Source organism: Ruegeria sp. K7 (assembly GCF_056531785.1).
This window is the reverse complement of the sequence record NZ_JBQFMJ010000009.1, coordinates 72994-92089: the sequence shown is the minus strand read 5'-3', so window position 1 is coordinate 92089 and position 19096 is coordinate 72994. Positions and strand designations below refer to the sequence as shown.

At 59.0% G+C, this 19096-nt stretch carries 16 protein-coding genes; 12 read left to right on the top strand and 4 right to left on the bottom strand.

The genetic code is table 11. The features are described from left to right. The first annotated feature begins 130 nt into the window (after positions 1-130). Genes ACR0FE_RS15140 through ACR0FE_RS15110 form a run of 7 tightly spaced genes read left to right on the top strand, consistent with a single transcriptional unit; the run spans position 131 to position 8901 of the window. Positions 131-2542, top strand: a complete 2412-nt coding sequence (locus ACR0FE_RS15140; RefSeq protein WP_480913636.1) for a c-type cytochrome — start codon at positions 131-133, stop codon at positions 2540-2542. Positions 2543-2551: 9 nt separating this feature from the next. Beyond that, positions 2552-2905, top strand: a complete 354-nt coding sequence (locus tag ACR0FE_RS15135) for an FAD-binding protein (protein ID WP_480913634.1) — start codon at positions 2552-2554, stop codon at positions 2903-2905. Continuing rightward, positions 2821-4407: a GMC family oxidoreductase gene (locus ACR0FE_RS15130; RefSeq protein WP_480913632.1), complete on the top strand. Its 1587-nt coding sequence runs from the start codon at positions 2821-2823 to the stop codon at positions 4405-4407. The genes ACR0FE_RS15135 and ACR0FE_RS15130 overlap by 85 nt, the downstream gene beginning before the upstream one ends. 13 nt (positions 4408-4420) lie before the next feature. Further along, positions 4421-4873 carry a hypothetical protein gene (locus ACR0FE_RS15125; RefSeq protein WP_480913631.1) on the top strand — a complete coding sequence of 151 codons (453 nt, stop codon included), beginning with the start codon at positions 4421-4423 and terminating at the stop codon, positions 4871-4873. Positions 4874-4894: 21 nt separating this feature from the next. Next, the gene (locus tag ACR0FE_RS15120) at positions 4895-6196 is read left to right on the top strand and encodes a hypothetical protein (RefSeq protein WP_480913630.1); all 1302 of its coding nucleotides are present in this window, start codon (positions 4895-4897) and stop codon (positions 6194-6196) included. Further along, positions 6193-7692, top strand: coding sequence for a Dyp-type peroxidase (locus tag ACR0FE_RS15115; protein ID WP_480913628.1), 1500 nt, complete (start codon positions 6193-6195; stop codon positions 7690-7692). The genes ACR0FE_RS15120 and ACR0FE_RS15115 overlap by 4 nt, the downstream gene beginning before the upstream one ends. A 9-nt stretch (positions 7693-7701) precedes the next feature. Continuing rightward, positions 7702-8901, top strand: coding sequence for a catalase family protein (locus ACR0FE_RS15110; RefSeq protein WP_480913626.1), 1200 nt, complete (start codon positions 7702-7704; stop codon positions 8899-8901). A gap of 210 nt (positions 8902-9111) precedes the next feature. On the opposite strand, the gene ACR0FE_RS15105 is transcribed toward ACR0FE_RS15110, so the two are convergent. Beyond that, positions 9112-10002 (bottom strand): LysR substrate-binding domain-containing protein, encoded by an 891-nt coding sequence (locus ACR0FE_RS15105; RefSeq protein WP_480913624.1) that lies wholly within the window; start codon positions 10000-10002, stop codon positions 9112-9114. Between ACR0FE_RS15105 and ACR0FE_RS15100 the strand changes: the two genes are divergently transcribed. Beyond that, positions 9986-10180 (top strand): hypothetical protein, encoded by a 195-nt coding sequence (locus ACR0FE_RS15100; protein WP_480913623.1) that lies wholly within the window; start codon positions 9986-9988, stop codon positions 10178-10180. The two genes, ACR0FE_RS15105 and ACR0FE_RS15100, sit on opposite strands and share 17 nt — an antisense overlap. On the opposite strand, the gene ACR0FE_RS15095 is transcribed toward ACR0FE_RS15100, so the two are convergent. Both ACR0FE_RS15095 and ACR0FE_RS15090 read right to left on the bottom strand, forming a co-directional pair. Continuing rightward, entirely contained in the window at positions 10159-11091 is a 933-nt protein-coding gene (locus tag ACR0FE_RS15095) for a M48 family metalloprotease (RefSeq protein WP_480913621.1), read from the bottom strand. The two genes, ACR0FE_RS15100 and ACR0FE_RS15095, sit on opposite strands and share 22 nt — an antisense overlap. Next, positions 11085-11696: a hypothetical protein gene (locus tag ACR0FE_RS15090; protein WP_480913619.1), complete on the bottom strand. Its 612-nt coding sequence runs from the start codon at positions 11694-11696 to the stop codon at positions 11085-11087. Before ACR0FE_RS15090 ends, ACR0FE_RS15095 begins: the two co-directional genes overlap by 7 nt. A gap of 369 nt (positions 11697-12065) precedes the next feature. Between ACR0FE_RS15090 and ACR0FE_RS15085 the strand changes: the two genes are divergently transcribed. The 4 genes from ACR0FE_RS15085 (at position 12066) to ACR0FE_RS15070 (ending at position 17198) form a co-directional block, all read left to right on the top strand. Continuing rightward, positions 12066-13316 carry a sarcosine oxidase subunit beta family protein gene (locus ACR0FE_RS15085; RefSeq protein ID WP_170611663.1) on the top strand — a complete coding sequence of 417 codons (1251 nt, stop codon included), beginning with the start codon at positions 12066-12068 and terminating at the stop codon, positions 13314-13316. 72 nt (positions 13317-13388) lie between these two features. Then, positions 13389-13676: a sarcosine oxidase subunit delta gene (locus ACR0FE_RS15080; protein ID WP_480913618.1), complete on the top strand. Its 288-nt coding sequence runs from the start codon at positions 13389-13391 to the stop codon at positions 13674-13676. Then, positions 13673-16633, top strand: coding sequence for a sarcosine oxidase subunit alpha family protein (locus tag ACR0FE_RS15075; protein ID WP_480913616.1), 2961 nt, complete (start codon positions 13673-13675; stop codon positions 16631-16633). The genes ACR0FE_RS15080 and ACR0FE_RS15075 overlap by 4 nt, the downstream gene beginning before the upstream one ends. Then, positions 16626-17198, top strand: a complete 573-nt coding sequence (locus ACR0FE_RS15070; protein WP_170611669.1) for an aminomethyltransferase family protein — start codon at positions 16626-16628, stop codon at positions 17196-17198. Before ACR0FE_RS15075 ends, ACR0FE_RS15070 begins: the two co-directional genes overlap by 8 nt. 122 nt (positions 17199-17320) lie before the next feature. Here ACR0FE_RS15070 and ACR0FE_RS15065 read toward each other — a convergent pair whose 3' ends face one another. Next, a complete protein-coding gene (locus ACR0FE_RS15065) occupies positions 17321-19054 on the bottom strand; it encodes a thiamine pyrophosphate-binding protein (protein ID WP_480913614.1) in 1734 nt (577 codons plus the stop codon). Positions 19055-19096: the final 42 nt, after the last annotated feature.

Sequence of the window (19096 nt, the reverse complement as noted above, 5' to 3'; positions counted from 1 at the left end):
CTTCGATCCAGGCGCAAATACCCGGCTTTCCCTTCATGGTTGCAATAAATTCGATTCGGACCAACACTGATATGACAGTACCAACTGAGAGGTTGATGCCAATTTCTAGCTGAAGATTGGAGTTTGCCTGATGTTTTGTCGCATTATTTCGCTGACTTTTCCGGTCGCATTTCTGCCCGTTGCCGCCCTGGCGCAGCTTTTTTCAGGCCCGCTTGACGAGGCAATGCTGGTCGGGCGAGACGAGACGTCTTTTCCGCCTGCGGATGAGGACTATTTCGCCGAGATTGACAACGGCATTCCGCTTGGCCCGGATGAAATCAAGGGTCGCAACATGTGGATGGTCTGGACCGGCGGCAACGATTTGCTTTGGGATCGCCTGACGCGCGACACGTTCGGTCAATTTGATCTTCTCAAGACCCTGTCTTCGCATCTTGATCTGCCAGCGCAACGCGCCAATCGGTTCGAATATCTGGGTCTGATAAACGAACCGTGTTTCGATCAGGCGACTGGCCCGGATCCCGAACGCTATGGGCTCTGGCTGGACAAACGGCGTGACGATTGCGCAGCCGACCCATTTGACAACGCCGAAAAATATCCGGGCGTTGAAATCGGTGCGCGGGGCCGCAACATGCCTGTCGGCTCATATTACGGTGAACCAACCGGCGTTCTGGGTCTTCGGTTATTCCCCAACCCGGATTTCGACGAACGCGCTGAGCGGCGTTGGGATCCCGAGCGTTTCTACAACGACCCCGATTACTATTTCGACAAGGATCTGGTCCGGCCTTATCGCGTTGGCATGTCTTGCGCCTTCTGCCATGTCGGTCCAAGCCCGATCGACCCGCCAGAGGACCCCGAAAACCCCGAGATGCGCAATCTTAACGCGACGGTGGGCGCCCAGTATTTCTGGTTCGACAGGGTGTTCGCGTGGAAGCCGGACGACCGGCAGTACATGGTTCAGTTGATTCACACGGCGCGGCCCGGATCGCTTGATACGTCGCTGGTGTCGCCTGACTACATCAACAACCCGCGGACAATGAACGCGATCTACCTGCTGGAGGAACGTCTGCGCATAGCCGAAAGGTTGGGCGAGGAACGCCTGACCGGGGGCGAGCGCGACAACATGCAGTTTCAGGATTTCGTGGATCAGGGTCCGCTGGCACAGCTTTTTGAGCCGCCCGATATCAGCTTCAGCCCGCGCGTCCTGAAGGACGGCGCGGATTCGGTTGGCGCGCTTGGGGCGCTAAACCGGGTTTATCTCAATATCGGTCTTTTCAGTGAAGAATGGACGCGGCACTTCAACCCGATTGTCGGAGGCCGCACGATCACGCCCATCGAGATTGAAACCGCGCAGAAGAATTCGGCCTATTGGCGCGCGACGGAACTGCAGTCTCCGCTGACTGCGCTCTATTTTCTCAAGGCCGGACGTCCGGACTACCTGGCTGACGCGCCGGGCGGGGCAGAGCACCTGACCGAAGATGACGAGACGGTGAACCGGGGCAAGACGCTGTTTGCCGAAAACTGCGCCCGCTGCCATTCCTCCAAGTTGCCCGAAACGGCCTTTGCGGCCATGCCAGGCGGATGTTCGGGGCCGGGATACCTGCAGTGCTGGTCGAACTACTGGGAGCTAACCAAGACGGATCAATTCAAGGCAGAGATGACCGAAATCGTCAACGCCGACGATTTTCTGGAAAACAACTATCTGTCGAATGAGATGCGGATTCCGGTCACGCTACTTGAGACAAACGCCTGCAGCCCGCTGGCGACAAACGCCATCGAGGGTAACATCTGGGACAATTTTTCGTCCTCGACCTACAAGGCGCTGCCGTCGGTCGGCGAGATCGAGGTGCACCATCCGGTGACCGGCGAACCCTACATGTACGAAATGCCTGCAGGCGGCCGTGGTTACACGCGTGTACCTTCGCTGATCAGTCTTTGGTCGACGGCGCCGTATCTGTTGAACAACACGGTGGGCTATTATGAACCCGACCCGTCGGTCGCAGCCAGGATGCGCACCTTCGACGATGGTATTCGCAAGATGCTGTGGCCAGAACGCCGGCTGCGTGACAGTGAACTGGGCGACAAGGTGCCCGGGCTAATCGATCGCACGACCGAGCAAAGCTACCTGATGATCCCGCGTGGTTTCCAGCCCGACTTCCTGGTGCGCCTGTTCGAACCCTTCCGGGACGAACTGCCCTGGCTTTTCAGCGAAAACGGCGACATCGAACTGGGCCCGATCCCTGCGGGGACACCGATCAATCTGCTTGCCAATCTCAACATACGGCTGGACAACGCCGACTTGTTGGAACGGATCGAGCATGATTTCAGGCTCGCCCGGCTTGTCATCATGATCAAGCGGAACCTGAAGGATTTGCCCGACAATGCCAGCAATACTCAGGTGCGGGCCATGTTCGCTGATCTGGTCGAACCGCTTCTCGAACTCAGCAAATGCCCCGACTTCGTCGTCAATCGTGGTCATTATTTCGGAACCCGGCTGACGGATCCGCAGAAGGAGGATCTGATCGCCTACCTCAAACGTTTCTGAGGTATGAGCGTGGACGCGCCCATTTATGACTATGTCGTCGTCGGCTCGGGCGCGGGCGGCGGCACGGTTGCGGCCCGACTGGCCGAAGCGGGAATGCGCGTGCTTCTTCTGGAGGCAGGTGGCGATCCCCGTTCCGCACAAGGCGGAGTGCGGGGATTGGGCGCGGAAAACCGGTTGCCCGATGACTATGACGTGCCGGCATTTCATCCCTTCGCCACCGAGAAGAAGCACTGCGCTGGGACTTTCATGTCAGCCACTATGACGACCCGGCCCTTCAAGTGCGCGATCCAAAAGCGGGGCCGGATGGCGTACTGTACCCACGGGCGGGTACGCTGGGTGGCTGCACGGCACATAACGCAATGATATTCGTTTACCCGCATCACGATGATTGGCGCCACATCGAGAAGCTTGCCGGCGACGCCGGTTGGTCGCCGAAGGCGATGCATCAGATTTTCCGCCGGATCGAAAACTGCCGCCATCGCCCGATGCAAAAGGTGCTGAATGCAATTGGCATCGACCGGACCGGCCACGGCTATCGCGGTTGGCTTTCTACGGAAAAGGCGATCCCGCGTGCGGCCCTGCGCGACGACGACATCATGGACATGCTGCGTGCATCCGTTCGCGAAATGCTGGGTGATGGAGACAAGGTATGGCGGCACCTGCGCTGGCAGCTCAAGAGTGCGGCAGATCCAAATGACCTTGACCGGATCGACGGCAACGCCGAGGGCCTGGTTTACACGCCGCTTACCACGCAAAACGGACGGCGTATCGGCACACGAGAGCGGGTGCTCGAAACCGCACGGCGTTATCCGGATTGTCTGACGGTCGAGCTTGACGCACTTGCGACCCGGGTTCTGTTTGATGATCAGAATCGCGCCACCGGGATCGAATACCTCAAGGGAGAGCGGCTTTATCGTGCGCATGCAACTCCAAGCGACAGTCAGGGAATTCGACGGCGCGTGCAGGCTAAACACGAAGTTATTCTTGCGGGTGGCGCCTTCAACACTCCGCAATTGCTGATGCTGTCGGGAATTGGTCCGGCCGACGAACTGGCGCGGGCGGGTATTCCGCAACGCGTAGCGCTGGACGGCGTTGGTCGCAACCTGCAGGATCGCTACGAAGTTGCCGTCGTAAACCGCATGGCGGTGGATTGCTGGGAAAGCTTGACCGACTGCGGCTATGAATCCGGCGATCCGCTATGGCGGGAATGGCAGGACACCGGTAAGGGTCTGTATTCAACCAACGGCGCGGCGCTGGGCGTTATTCGGCGTTCGAGCCCGGACAAGAAGCTGCCTGATCTGTTCTGCATGGCATTGTTAGGGCGGTTCGCCGGTTACTACCCCGGCTATGCTGCTGATCTGGCGCGCAGCCGCAACCATCTGAGCTGGGCCGTCCTGAAGGCCCATACAGCAAATGCGACGGGGCGCGTGCGGCTGGCCTCGGCTGATCCGCGCGACCGGCCCCTCATCGAGTTCAACTACTTTAAGCAAGGCGGCGACGACGACCTGCAAGCGGTTGTCGAAGGGGTGAAATTTGTTCGCAACCTGACCGAGCCGCTGCGCCGCAACGGCCAGATCGAGGCCGAGGAAATTCCCGGCCCGGATGTCAAAACGGATGCGGAAATCGCCCAGTTTGTGCGTGACGAATGCTGGGGGCATCACGCGTCGTGCAGTTGCGCCATCGGGCCGCCCGACAGCGGCGTGTTGGACAGCCGCCTGCGCGTACATGGTACAAAGGGGCTACGGGTAGCCGACGCCTCGGTCTTTCCGCGCATTCCGGGATTTTTCATCGCATCCTCTGTTTACATGGTCGGCGAAAAAGCCGCCCAAGACATTCTGGAGCATGCAAAACACGTCACTGTCTAGAAAGGGGGCCATTATGGCACATAGCATCGAGTCGCTCATGGATATGACTCAGGAAGAACTGGACGAACTGTTTTCCAGCGTACCGGCCGGGGACATTCCCGACGGCGAAGCCGAAGGAACCGCCATCGTGGCCCCGGGCACGAAATTCACACCGCTGATCTCGCGCTTTATCAACAGTTTTGCCTGGCAGGGCAAAGTCTTCGACCAGTCGAAAGGGGTGCTGCGCAATCGGATCCTGCCGTTTGGGCTTAACGCCATTCTGGCCAAGGTTTACAAGGACAAGAGCTGGCTCGATGGAAAGGAATGCATCGTGCTGGACTATTCCGACACATCGCTTCTCGCACAATGGATCCGCGACGAAATCCGGGCCATCGGTCCTGGCCTCTATCTGGGCAAGGTCTATTGGGACGACAATCGCCTGATCGACTTCGCGCTGGATTTCAATGCTGACGCGATATCGTCCTAAATCTGGTAGACTGGCCCCGCCATGACACAGCAGAGCACCTTCCTGATTTTGGCCCCCATCGCTGAGGGACGAATTGAGGATTTGCGCGCTCTGCTGTCCGAGATGGTGCTTAAACCCGGGCTTGCGGATCCCAAGAACCCGATCGTGCCCTTCGCGGATTTCGATCGTTTGCACGTCGCGCGGTTCTTTCTTCCGCAAGTCGACACATGGCGGGACATTGAAGCTTATGGCGTCGAAGCGCGCGCCTTCCCGCCGCATCTGGCGTTTCTGGGCGATATGGACGGGGACCGGGACAGCTTTCTGGTTGAGATGGCAAATCACGCGGGCGAAGGGTTGCGTCGCATCTTTTCGCATTGCGAGGACTTCCGTGAAGGTACGGACCTGCGTGATTGGATGGCCCGGCACAATGTGGTCGAGGCCGCCAATTACGTAAACCGGCGCGGTCGCACGGTGCAGCAGATTCACGAGGAAGCCGCGCTTGCGCGCGCTCTGAAATTGGAATTGCACGCGCTTATTGAGGCCCACGGGGCAAAAGATGCCATCCTGCTGCACGAGCGGTTGCAGGAATTTGTCTCGGCCGAACGGCGCGAAGGACGCCTGCGCCTGACGCCGAGGCGGTCACCTTCGTTACGGCGGGTTTTCATCGACTGGACCGAAAAATTCGGTGTGCCGTTGGTGCTCTTGGCGATATTGCCGCTCGTTCTGCTGGCCTCGCCGCTATTGATCTGGCGCCTGCGCCGACTTGAGCGTTCGGATCCCGAAATCCTGCCGCGCCCGGATGACACGCATATCGCTGCGATGGGCACTTATGAAGACCACGACGTCACCAACCCCTTTTCGGCGGTTGGCGATCTCAAGCCCGGTGGGTTCCGGCGCGCGGTGACAACGGTTGCACTGTATCTGTTGAATTACGCGGCAAGGCACATCTTCTCGCGTGGCTACCTCACCCGCGTTCAGACAATCCATTTCGCGCGTTGGGTCTATTTCGATGACAAGCGCCGCGTAATGTTCTGCAGCAATTACGATGGTGCATTGGAAAGTTACATGGACGATTTCGTCAACAAAGTCGCCTGGGGGCTCAACCTCGTGTTTTCGAACGGTGTGGGTTATCCCAGTACGCGGTTTCTGATCAAGGATGGGGCCGAGCAGGAGCACAAGTTCAAACGCTTCCTGCGGAACCGCCAGCAAGCCACACTGGTCTGGTACAAAGCCTATCCCGGCCTTACTGCGGTCGATCTCGACAGGCACTCGCATATACGCGCCGGGCTGGAACGGCGGCCGTCCGGGCTTCGCGCGCTGCGTAAATGGCTGGCCAAGATATGAGCAAAAACAAGGATATCCAGACCACACAGGTCGATTTCGCGGACATGCAAGGCTTGATCCGGTTTGGTTATGGCAAGCTGCCCGAGGCCGAGTTTCTGCTGCTGACCGTTTCGGATGCTCGGACCGCCCGGGATTGGCTGGCATCCGCACCCATAACGTCGGCCGAGTGGTTGGATACCCCGCCCGAGGTCGCGCTTCAGGTTGCGTTCACGGCTGGCGGATTGCGCGCACTTGGTTTGCCGGACGAGATTCTGGCGCGGTTTTCGCAACCATTTCTGGCCGGGATGGCAGGTGAAGACAGCCGCATCCGAAGGCTTGGCGATTCCGGTGGAAACGCGCCGGAAAACTGGATGTGGGAAGGCGGTAAAGTCCATGTGCTGCTGATGCTCTATGCACGCGAGGGCGGGCTCGGCCCTTTCAAGTCGACAATTCTTGAACACGCATTTCACGATGCATTCGACATCATCCAAGAACTGCCGACGCGCCTGAACGACGGCATCGAGCCTTTCGGTTTTGCCGATGGCATCAGCGAGCCGAAAGTGGATTGGGACTGGAAAAGCCCCCCACCCAAGCATGGTCGAGAGACGTATTCCAATCTTATCGCACCCGGCGAGGTCGTTCTGGGCCATGTCAACGAATACAAGGAAGTCTCCTCCAGTCCGCTGATCACCGCCGAAGATGGATCAACGGCGCATTCCGGCGCGGCCTCGGGGGACAACGGCTTTGGACACAATGGCAGCTATCTGGTCATGCGCCAGCTTGAACAGGACGTGCCGGGGTTCTGGCGACATCTCGACTCGGTGGCGCATGGCGACGCCGCGCACCGCGAAGCGCTGGCAACGGCGATAGTGGGTCGCGCGCGGGACGGCACACCCCTGATAAAGGGCAGGCGCGAGATCGAGGGCGGGCGTCAGGGAAACAATTTCACCTACGAGGATGACATCGATGGCGTGGTCTGCCCGGTTGGCGCCCATATCAGGCGCGCCAATCCGAGAACCGGTGATCAGCCACCCGGTGTCACCAGCCGATGGGCCTGGATCACCAGCACGCTTGGGTTCCGCCGCAGGCAGGACAAGCTGCCGGGACGGCGTGATCTGGTTGCGTCGACACGCTTTCACCGGCTTGTCCGTCGCGGGCGCGCCTACGGGCCGCCGCTGTCGCCTGAACAGGCGCTGTCAGGCGAAGGGGCCGATCAAGAGGCAAGGGGGCTGCATTTTGTCTGCCTTTGCGCCGATATCACGCGCCAGTTCGAATTTGTGCAGAACGCCTGGATGTCTTCACCTTCCTTCGATGGTTTGCACGGTGAGGCGGACCCGATTGTCGGAAGCCGCGAGCCCGTCGGCGGCGTGGCATCAGACAGTTTCAGTATCCAGCGTGCAACCGGTATCGCCGAGCGGTTGGACCACCTGCCGCAATTCGTGACCGTCAGGGGCGGCGGCTATTTCTTCCTGCCCGGCTTGCGCGCGTTACGCTTGCTCGCAGAACAGAAGGAATAGGAGATCCTCATGCGCGCTATCCTTCTTTTCATCCGCCGTTTTCTGCATTCACTACTTCAGATCGGGTTGCACTTCGAACGCAGGTTGGAGCCATTTTTCCGCCCGCAGCTAAACCGCCTGGTTCGCGCACCTGCGGCGCGCTTTCTTCAGCGTCTCAAGAACCGCAAGCGCCCGAACCTTGGGCTTGGCCTGGCCGAGGAGAAGATATTTGACTGGGAAGAGGAGGCGCTGCAGACAATCATCGACGAGATGCGCGAGCAGATGAACCTGCATTTTCAACCCGGTGCCTACGAACGCGGTGGCAATACCAAAACACACGGGCTGGTACGCGCAACCTTTACGGTGAATCCCGATTTGCCCGAACACCTGCGTAAAGGCGTATTTGCGACCGAACGAAGCTATCCGGCCTATATTCGCTTTGCCGGGCCCGGCCCGGATGTGCCTGAAGACATTCGGGATGTCGGGTTCGGGTCGATGTCAGTCAAGCTGATGGACGTGCCGGGGCCGAAGCTGATGAAGGAGGAGAAATTCACTCAGGACTGGCCCGCCGTCGTCACGCCGACATTCGTGACGCCGGACGTGCGCGAGAATGCCAAGCTGCAATACTGGAGCACTATTGACGAGCCGATCTGGTATTTCCTGAACCCAAAGGATTCACACCTGATTGACTTCCTCATGCAGGGTCTGTGGAACGAGACCCAGTACAATCCGCTGGGCCAGCGCTACTTCAGTTGCGTGCCGTACCTTTTGGGCGAAGGGCAGGCAATGCTGTACTCTTACAAACCATTGACCGATGTGCCGATGACCATCCCTGGGGTTCCGTTCGGGCGCGTGCCACCGAACTACCTACGGGACAACATGTCCCGCGCCCTGCGCGCGGGTCCGGCCGAATTTGAGATGCTGGTGCAGATCCAGTCCGACCCGCACCTGATGCCGGTCGAGGATGCTTCGGTGCTGTGGCCCGAGGACAAATCGCCCTGGATACCCGTCGCGCGTATTCATATCCCGCAGCAGGAATTTGATACTCCGGCCCAGATGTCTTTCGCGCGGAACTTGCGGATCAATCCTTGGCATTCGCTGGCCGACCACCGCCCGCTAGGCAACCAGAGCCGGGCGCGGCGGCGAATGTATCAGGAACTGGCAGTCTTTCGTCAGCAAATGAACAAGGCCGCCCACATCGAACCGGACGGATCGGAGACGTTTGAATGAAGGTCGTCTGTTAGCGGCACTGTCGATGAGCGCCTAATCGAACAAGCTTTGGCCGGGTGTTTGCCTTTGACACCAGGTTGGTTGGAACCCTGATGTCGGACGAGGAATGCGTTCTTTGCTTTCCTTACTCAGGCGGTCCGAGCAGTGACCACCTTCCGAAAGGTCATCATTTCCGCAACCTGAACATGTCGCCGCCAATTGCAGCATGATCTAGGCTGAGTTTGCCTTCTGCCGGGCGAGGTCCAGGAAGATCTTAGCAACCGCCGACAAAGGCTCGTTTTTGGACCAGAACAGGATGGCCTGAAAGCTAAGCGGCGCCGCAAAGGGCAGGGCAATGCACCCTGGCATCGTTTTCAGGTAATCTCTGGACGATCCGACAATGGATACGCCCAGGCCGCGCGCGACCAGACGGCAGATCCCGTCCGTTGTCCGGGCTTCGTATTTCATTCGTCGCGTAACAGAATTGGCCTCAAAAAACCGATCCACTTCAAAGCGAAAGCGGGACAGGCCCATGTATGAGATAAAGCTTTCGTCCTTCAGATCGCGGGCTTTGATGACTTCCTTGGCCGCAAGCGGATGACCATTGGGCAGCACGCAATAGGCATCGTCGTCATACAGCTTCAGGCTTTCAAAGGACGGGTTTGACGGCGGGCTTGTCTTGATGCCGAAATCATAGTTCTGCGACACCAGCCACTCGACAGTGTCGTCATTGGCTTCGAATTCCATGCGCGCCATCGCTTCGGGGCAGGTTTCCGAAAATTCCTTGATAAGATCGGGAGCCAGTTGTGACGCAAATGACGGGGTGGTAACCAGGCTGAGGCGCGCGTGGCCGAAATGACGGATCGCCGTCGCAGATTGCTTGATATGTTCCATGCCGCTGACGGCCTGGCGGACTTCGTTCACCAGTAGCCGCGCCTCTTCCGTCGGAACAAGCGCCCTGCCAGAGCGCTGAAAAAGGCTAAATCCAACTTCGGATTCCAGATCCGAGACAAGCCGACTGACCGCAGGCTGCGAAATTCCGAGCACCTCGGCGGCTTCGGTCACAGTTCCGGTTGAAATCACTGTCCGGAACGCATCGATTTGTTTGAACGTTATTTTCATATCCTACGTGTGCCACCATCAGATCTGTTTTCGCAAGGATATTCAAAACGATGATATCGACGTTGCGATGACGCAGGTTCCGCAATCGAACATCGCCCGCGAAACACGAGTAACGCAAACGGGATTTGTGCGGTCTGGCAAGGTTTTGATCCGCACCTATTGGTGGGGGCAGGCCTGACGCAGATTGGACAGCGGATAGTCGTTGAACATCGCCGGAGCCATCCAGGTCAGAAAAGTGTCATCGTCAATCAGATCGGCAAATGCGGCCGTCATGACGCCAAGCTGCCTGACAAAGCCCGCTTCACGCTCGGGGTTGGCCTCGCCATGGGCGAAATCGCCCGGGTTCTCGATCAACCGGTTCGCCATCGACCGGATGCGTTCCGCTGAAACCGGATGGGTGTTTTCGCGCCTTCCACGGTCACTGGCCGGGTCGTGCCACCATGCGGCCTGATAGTACCAGAATATTCCCATGGGGTTTCCACCCAACCGTGCGAAATGATCCAGTGCGAAACTGTCGGCTTCGGCTTCCTGTTGACGGCTTTCTGCGCCTTCAACACCGGCCTGATGATCCAGCAGAACATGCCCCAGTTCATGAACCAGAATGAACTGAATTGCCGAAGAATAAATTTTGCCGCTCAGGTCATAGGTGTAGTTGTCGGCAAAGAGCCGGTCACGATCCAGACCAAAAGCGACAAGCGGGGCCGGCAGATCCTCGCCCGCCCGTAGAAGTCCTGCGAGGTAGGTCTGAATGTATTCCGTCGGGCAGTCCTGGGATTCAAACCAGGCGTGAAGCGTCGCGATATCATCGAAAAACCGTAACGAGGTCAATGGCATGTAGATTTCGCCATTTGCGGGTGACGCATAGAATGACATGGGCCCCGGTCCGCGTTCCGGGAAAAACAGCTGCACGTCACTGGCGCGGTCTCGAAACTGATCAGGCAGGCGTGGCACGATGTCCTGCCACATGACGGATTGAATCGTGGGAATTGCGCCGTCGCGAACGCGCTGAAGATCGGCAGGACTGTAGACGACTTCGGCCGCAAGACTGCCGGTCATAAGGACGTAGATGAGAATAACCAGCCTCAACATCCCGTGTGCCTGCCTTCAAATACCTTAAGCGCCGCATCGGAAGGGCGAACGCCTTCTGATGGATTTTGCGCCCAGCGTTCGAATTGCACCGGATTGCCCCAATCGTCCTGCCAGACCTGTTTCATCAACGCCAGCTTGATGCCGATCAGGTCGCTCTGTGCCGAAGGGCGAACGGTTGTCGAATCCGCAAGGCAGTTCAGGGTCCAGATCTGATGGCGAGTCTGCTGGCGCGCATAGGCGTCGATCTCGGACGCCGCAACTTGATGGGACTGCTCGCTCAGAGATCCTGTGAAACTGCTGGGGGCGCTGCCTGATGCTTCGGCAACTTGTTCTTCCGCAGCGCTCTGCGGTGCCGCGTCGGAATAGGAAATGGGATGCGAAAGACTGACCCACGCGTACAGTATCACCGCCAACAGCGCGAAAACCGGTGTGGACAGGGCCATTGACCCGGCAACACCCAGCGGGCCACTGTCAGTCACCGTAATTTTTTGAACGGTTTTCCAGAATCCGACAAGAACAACCAGAGCGACGACAATGACTATTGCGGTCAGCAGCAATCGTTCGGACATTCGGAAGGCAATTATGGGGTTTAAACCTTCAAACATGTCTAAATCCTTTGTCTTATTGTGAAATCATACCACAGCTCCCGCCCTTCTCAAAAACGCTCATGTTCCCCGGCTGCTGCGAACCGCGCCGAAACACAGGTCGAACATCAGCGAACGCAGTTTCTGGCGCTAAGATCTGCAGATCGGAATGGAACCAAGCATCTTGACGACGCATGTGCGATTGCCCGCTTCTTGTGTTCGAGCACTCGAATTAGAATACTCGGGAGGTCAAGTCTCCTAACCGACTTCTCTGAATTTTGACCCGAAAACGAAAAACAATGTCGCGGAATGACATGTGTTGGTCTTAGATTCGATGAGTATGGCCAAGCGGAACGCCAGACGGCGTTCCAAACGAGAACGAGGCAAAGCATGCGATATTCCGGCTTTCGGGTCATCAAAGAGGCTCTGACCGGGCACAAGGGCTGGGAACCGGCGTGGCGCGACCCTGAACCTCAGGGCCAATACGATATTGTTGTCGTAGGCGGCGGCGGCCACGGTCTGGCCACAGCATACTATCTGGCTAAAGAGTTCGGCGAGGCGCGGATTGCGGTTCTGGAAAAGGGCTGGATCGGCGGTGGAAATGTCGGGCGGAACACGACGATCATTCGTTCGAACTACCTGCTGGACGGGAACGAGCCGTTCTACGAGTTTTCCCTGAAGCTTTGGGAAGGGCTGGAGCAGGATTTCAATTTCAACGCCATGGTCAGCCAGCGCGGCATTCTTAATCTTGTGCATACGGATGCGCAGCGCGATGCGGCACGGCGCCGGGGCAATGCGATGATCCTGAACGGCTCGGACGCTGAACTGCTGGATACAGCGGGTGTCAGGGCGATGTATCCATTTCTGAACTTCGACAACGGCCGCTTTCCGATCAAGGGCGGCCTTCTGCACCGGCGCGGCGGCACGGTGCGCCACGACGCGGTGGCCTGGGGCTATGCGCGTGGCGCGGATCAGCGTGGCGTGGACATCATCCAGAACTGCGAGGTCACTGGCTTTCGCATCGAGAACGGCAAGGTTCTGGGGGTCGAGACCTCGCGTGGGTTCATCGGGGCCAAGAAAGTTGGCGTGGCTGTGGCCGGGTCTTCAGGCCGCGTGATGGAAAAGGCGGGGATGCGCCTGCCAATCGAAAGCCATGTGTTGCAGGCGTTTGTGTCCGAAGGGCTGAAGCCGGTGATTGACGGTGTGATCACCTTTGGCGCGGGCCACTTCTATTGCAGCCAGTCCGACAAAGGTGGACTGGTCTTTGGTGGCGATATCGACATGTACAACACTTATGCCCAGCGGGGGAACCTGCCGGTGATCGAGGATGTTGTGGAAAGCGGCGTGGCGCTGATACCGGCGCTAGGCCGGGTGCGTCTGCTGCGCGCCTGGGGCGGCGTTATGGACATGTCGATGGATGGGTCTCCGTTCATCGACCGGACACATATTGATGGGCTCTATTTCAACGGCGGCTGGTGTTACGGCGGGTTCAAGGCGACCCCGGCCTCGGGCTGGTGCTTTGCGCATCTGCTGTCCACAGACCGGCCGCATGATGTCGCGACCGCCTATCGCCTGGACCGGTTCCGCACCGGCCACATGATCGATGAGAAGGGGGTGGGCGCGCAGCCCAACCTGCACTGAAGAAGACATGAGCATTTTCTGCAAAACCGGTAACCGGTTCCGCGGTTCGAAAATGCGACAGGAGCCAATGCCTTGATTATCAACCATCCGCTTCTTGGGTCCCGCGATGCGCAGGAGTTTGTCTATCTCGGCGACGCTGCCCTGATCGACCGCCCCGACTGGCAGGCCGAAAATGCTGCTGACGCCTTTCACGACTATCTCTATCTGCGCGACAACCCGGCCGGAGAGCATCGTGAGTTGTGGTATCACGAGCAAGGCGACCGGTCCTGGTTGGTGGTGACGCGCAACACCTTGACGCATGAGATCACATCCGTCGAACTGGCCCGTGATGTGGCCCGGGCAAGGGGGCGCAGCAAATGAGTGTACAGACCAACCGGTTGAATGGTGGGCTTGTCGATCAGACCCAACCCCTGAGCTTCAGCTTTGACGGTAAAAGATATCAGGGTCACCCTGGCGACACACTGGCCTCGGCCCTGCTGGCCAATGGCGTGCGGCTGATGGGTCGGTCGTTCAAGTATCACCGTCCACGCGGGCCGCTGACGTCCGGATCCGAAGAGCCCAACGCGCTGGTCGAACTCCGCTCGGGCGCGCGGCAGGAGCCCAACACCCGCGCCACCGTGGCCGAGCTTTTTGACGGGCTCGAGGCAAAATCGCAAAACCGCTGGCCGTCGCTGAAGCGGGATGTGTTGTCGGTCAATGACATGTTCAGCAACTTCCTGACCGCAGGCTTTTATTACAAGACTTTCATGTGGCCGAAGGCGTTCTGGGAAAAGCTCTATGAACCGGCGATCCGGCGCGCGGCCGGTTTGGGCAGCGTGTCCGGACAGGACGACCCTGATGTATACGACAAGGGCTTTCTGCATTGCGATCTGCTGGTGATCGGGGCCGGTCCGGCGGGCCTGATGGCCGCGCTGACAGCTGGCCGAGCAGGTGCTCGGGTCATTCTGGCGGACGAGGATTTTGTTCTGGGCGGGCGCCTTAACGCCGAAAGTTACGAGGTCGGCGGAATGGCCGGATCGGACTGGGCAGCGCAGGCCGTGGCAGAACTGTCGGCGATGGACAATGTACGCCTGCTGTCGCGCACCACTGTGATCGGGGCTTTCGATCATGGCACCTATGGCGCTGTCGAGCGGGTGGCCGATCACGTACTGACGCCCGGTGTCGGGCAGCCCCGGCAGATCATGTGGCGGATTTATTCGAAACGGGCGTTGTTATGTGCCGGCGCAACCGAGCGGCCCATCGCTTTTGCCAACAATGATCGCCCCGGCGTGATGCTGGCCGGGGCAACCCGGGCCTATGCCAATCGCTGGGCAGTGACACCGCACGAACATATGGCGGTGTTTACCAACAACGATGACGGTCATCGCACGGCTGCCGACCTGATATCCAAAGGTGTACATGTCACCGCCGTGATCGACACGCGGGCCGACGCACCCGCCATCGAAGGGACGGAACTGTTCGCCGGTGCGCAGGTGATCAACAGCAAGGGCAGACTGGGTCTGGGGTCGGTGACGGTCCGTACAGCGAAAGGGTTCACCCGCGATATCATATGCGGCGGTCTGGCTGTCTCAGGCGGTTGGAACCCCAATGTGCACCTGACCTGTCATCAGCGCGGGCGTCCGCAATGGAACGAGGGTCTTGCAGCGTTTGTTCCGGGTGACGTGTTACCGGTTGGCATGTCGGTCGCCGGGGCCGCGGCTGGCTTGATGTCGACCCACGGCGCGCTGAAAACCGGCGCAGAAGGGGCGGCGGCAGCACTGTCGGACCTCGGGATTGCGGCGAAGGTCGGGGATATGCCGCAGGCCGAGGACGCACCGGTGAACCTGCAACCCTTCTGGTATGTGAAAGAGGGCAAGGGTCGCGCCTGGATCGACCAGCAGAACGATGTGACCGTCAAGGACGTCAAACTGGCGCATCAGGAGAACTATGTCTCGGTCGAACATCTGAAACGCTATACCACGTTGGGTATGGCCACCGATCAGGGCAAGACGTCGAATATGGGTGGCCTGGCGGTAATGGCCGAGATGACGGGCAAGTCGATCCCGGAGACCGGCACCACCATTTTCCGCCCGCCCTATACGCCGGTTGCGATGGGTGCTCTGGCTGGCCGGTCGGTCGGCAAACATTTCCATCCGACCCGAGAGACGCCCAGCCACAAATGGGCAACGGAACAGGGCGCGGTGTTCACCGAAGTCGGCGATTGGCTTCGGGCACAATGGTTCCCGCAAAAGGGTGAGACGCACTGGCGGCAATCGGTGGATCGCGAGGTTCTGCAGACCCGCAAATCGGTTGGTGTCTGCGATGTTACCACCCTGGGCAAGATCGACGTGCAGGGAACGGACGCGGCTGAGTTCCTGAACAGAATCTATGCCAACGGGTTCGCGAAACTGCCGGTTGGCAAGGTGCGCTATGGCCTGATGCTGCGTGAAGACGGCATCGCCTATGACGACGGCACCGCTGCGCGACTGGCCGACGACCACTTTGTGGTCACGACAACCACCGCCAACGCTGTTCTGGTTTACCGCCAGATGGAGTTTGCGCGGCAATGTCTGTGGCCCGATCTGGACGTGCAGTTGATCTCGACCACCGAGGCCTGGGCCCAGTATGCCGTGGCCGGGCCGAATTCCCGCAAGTTGCTGGAAAAGATTGTCGATCCGGGTTTCGATCTATCGAACGAAGCGTTCCCGTTCATGGCCTGCGCCGTGATCACCGTTTGCGGCGGTTGCCGGGCGCGTTTGTTCCGTATCTCTTTCAGCGGCGAGCTGGCCTATGAAATCGCCGTGCCCACACGCTATGGCGATGCGATGATCCGCGCGCTGATGGAGGCGGGAGAGGAATTCTGTGTGGTACCCTATGGCACAGAAGCCTTGAGCGTCATGCGGATCGAAAAGGGGCATGCCACCGGCAATGAGCTGAACGGCACCACCACGGCGCTGAACCTTGGTATGGGCCGGATGGTCAGTAAAAAGAAGGACTGCATCGGCAACACCCTGAGCGAGCGCGCTGGGCTGAACGAGGAAGACGCTCTGCGTCTGGTGGGCTTCAAACCGGTGGATGCCGGCGACCCCGTGGTCGCAGGGGGCCATTTGATGACCAGTGATGGACCGGTCGACGCGTCCCACGACCAGGGCTATGTCACTTCGGCCGCCTATTCACCGGTCCTGGACAGTTCGATCGGCATCGGGTTCCTGAAAAACGGTGCAGATCGGATGGGCGAGGTTCTGCGTCTGGTCAACCCCCTGGAGGGCAGCGAAGTGAAGGTCGAGGTGGTCAGCGCCCATTTTGTCGATCCCGATGGAGGACGTCAGCGTGCATAAACTGAAACCGCTCACACCGCTTGGAGGTGCCGAGCCCCGATCAGACGGCTTTCCCGGCTTGACGATCACGGAAAACACCTCGCGGGCGCTGGCGTCACTGACCGCACGTCAAGGGCATGAGGCAGCGTGTGTCACCAAGGCAAATGAGTTGATCGGTGCGGCTCTGCCTGCGCTGGGCCAATCGGTGGCGACATCGGCCTTTTCGGCATTCTGGATTGGTCCCGACAGTTGGATGATCGATGCCGATCACGCAAGCCACGAGATGCTGGCAGTTGAGGTCAAGGCCGCTGTCGGAGACACTGCTTCGGTTGTCGAACAAACCGACGGCTGGTGCCGGTTTGACATTACTGGCCCGACCGCCTGCGATCTGTTCGAACGGCTTTGCAATGTTGATATCCGAACCATGCAATCCGGTGCCGCAACCCGATGCTCGATCCACCACATCGGTTGCTACCTGTGGTGCCACGAGACCGGAACGTCCTTCTCCGCTCTTGGCCCTCGGTCCTCGGCCAAGTCACTTCACCATGCCATTACTGAAATAGCTGAGGCCGTGTGCCGGGGCTGAGGCGATTTCGTTGTCCGTGTTGGCGCATGTCAGCACGCGCCAACCTAATACCTTTCTTAGTGTCCTTGGTGAAATAAGACAGGTTTTAGCGCGGCCCCCGGCCAATGGGGCCGCGGCTTGAGTCAGTAGAAGTGCGGCAGGTTTTTGGCCCGCGCGGCGCGCACCCAGTTCGGTACAAACGGGACGATCTTGTCCTGCGACGGAACCATGATTTCGATGAAGTTCGCTCCGGGGTTGGCGATCGCCTCAGACAGAACAGCCTCTATTTCTGACTCACTTGTGATTTTCGCAGTGCGGAAACCAAACCCCTCGGCAACCTTGCAATAATCCACACGGCCGAAGTCGGTGGACCAAGGTTCATCTATTTCGTCCAGAAGGATAGCTTCGCCCCGGATCCAGCCGAATGTATCGTTGCGGGTCAGGATGATCGTGACGTTTTTGCCGGAACGCTTGATCGACTCCATGTCGCCAATGACAAATCCGAACGACCCGTCACCGGTAAAGGAAATCACCGGGCCGTCATTGGCATAGGACGCTCCCAGACAGGCAGGCACCGAATATCCCAGCGCCCCCATGGAGTAGTTGGTGATGTAACGCCGGCCCGGCTTTTTGAACGTCAGAAGGGCAGACGGGTAGATCGCGCTGACGCCCGGCTCCGACGTGATCACGGCGTCGTCCGGCATTATTCTGTTCAGCGCTTGGCTGAGCTTGACCGGTGAGATCGTCCCTTCGGGCATCGGGATGTTCGAGTTGAACACATTGTCGAGCGCGGTTTTCTTCATCGGGTTCAGATCGATCCTTTCGCGCTTCAGGTTCGGATGCTCGGCCCTGATGATCTCGACCATGTATTCAATGCTGGCCCGCGCGTCGCCGACCATGCCCACTTTGACGGGAAAGTTGTTGCCGACATGCGCCTCGGCAATATCCAGATGCAGAAAGGTCTTGGATTTTGGGTCCCCGTACAGCTTCCAGTGGTCGGTCGCAGCGCTGTCGGTGTTTGACCCGACAAAGAAGATCGTGTCAGCTTCGAACACGTACTGGTTGGAATATTCCATTCCGCCGCGCCCCCCGATGACGCGCAGCGCCAGTGGGTGATCTTCTGGAATAGTGCCTTTGCCGGGCGTTGTTGTGCCGACGGGGATTTGCAGAAGTTCCGCCAGTTCCTGAATTGCGTCGGAGGCCTTTGAGATCAGCCCGCCCTGACCGCAGACAATGGCCGGTTTTTTGGCAGCCAGAAGAATCTCGATTGCAGCGCGGATTTTGCTGTGGTCGGCAACTGGGCGGTGCGCCGGGTATTGGCTGTATTCCGCCTCGGCATAGAGATCGTCAACCTCCGCCTCTTCTCCGAAGATGTTGATCGGCACTCGGATATGCACCGGTGCAGGGCGACCGGAGGTTGCGACACGAAAGGCCCGGCGCAGCAGGAACGGGATTTCCCTTGCGTTCGTCAGCACAAAGCTTTCCTTGCAGATACTGTCGTAGAGTTTGGTCTGATCGACCCCGGTCAGACCGTGTTTTTTGTCCTGATTGATCGGAATGTCCGAACTGAAAAAGATCACCGGAACCGAGCTGAGGAATGCTTCGGTGATGCCGGGCGAACAATGAGTGACGCCGGGGCTGGGCGCTTCGAGAACGCATGGGCGCCCGGTGATCTTCGCATAGGCCTCGGCGGCGTAGGATGCGGTGCGTTCATCGCGGGTCAGGACGAACTCGATATTGCTGTGTTCACGCCATTCCTTGTACCAGCCGATGGTGGTTTCCCCCGGCAGGCCGAAAACATGGCGGACGCCGTGCAATTCGAGCATCTTCAGGATGATCTGGGCGCCGTTCATGCGCTTTGTGTCTTGGTGTTCCATGGGTAGGTTCCCTTTCCCGATCAACCACCGCACACAGTGCTG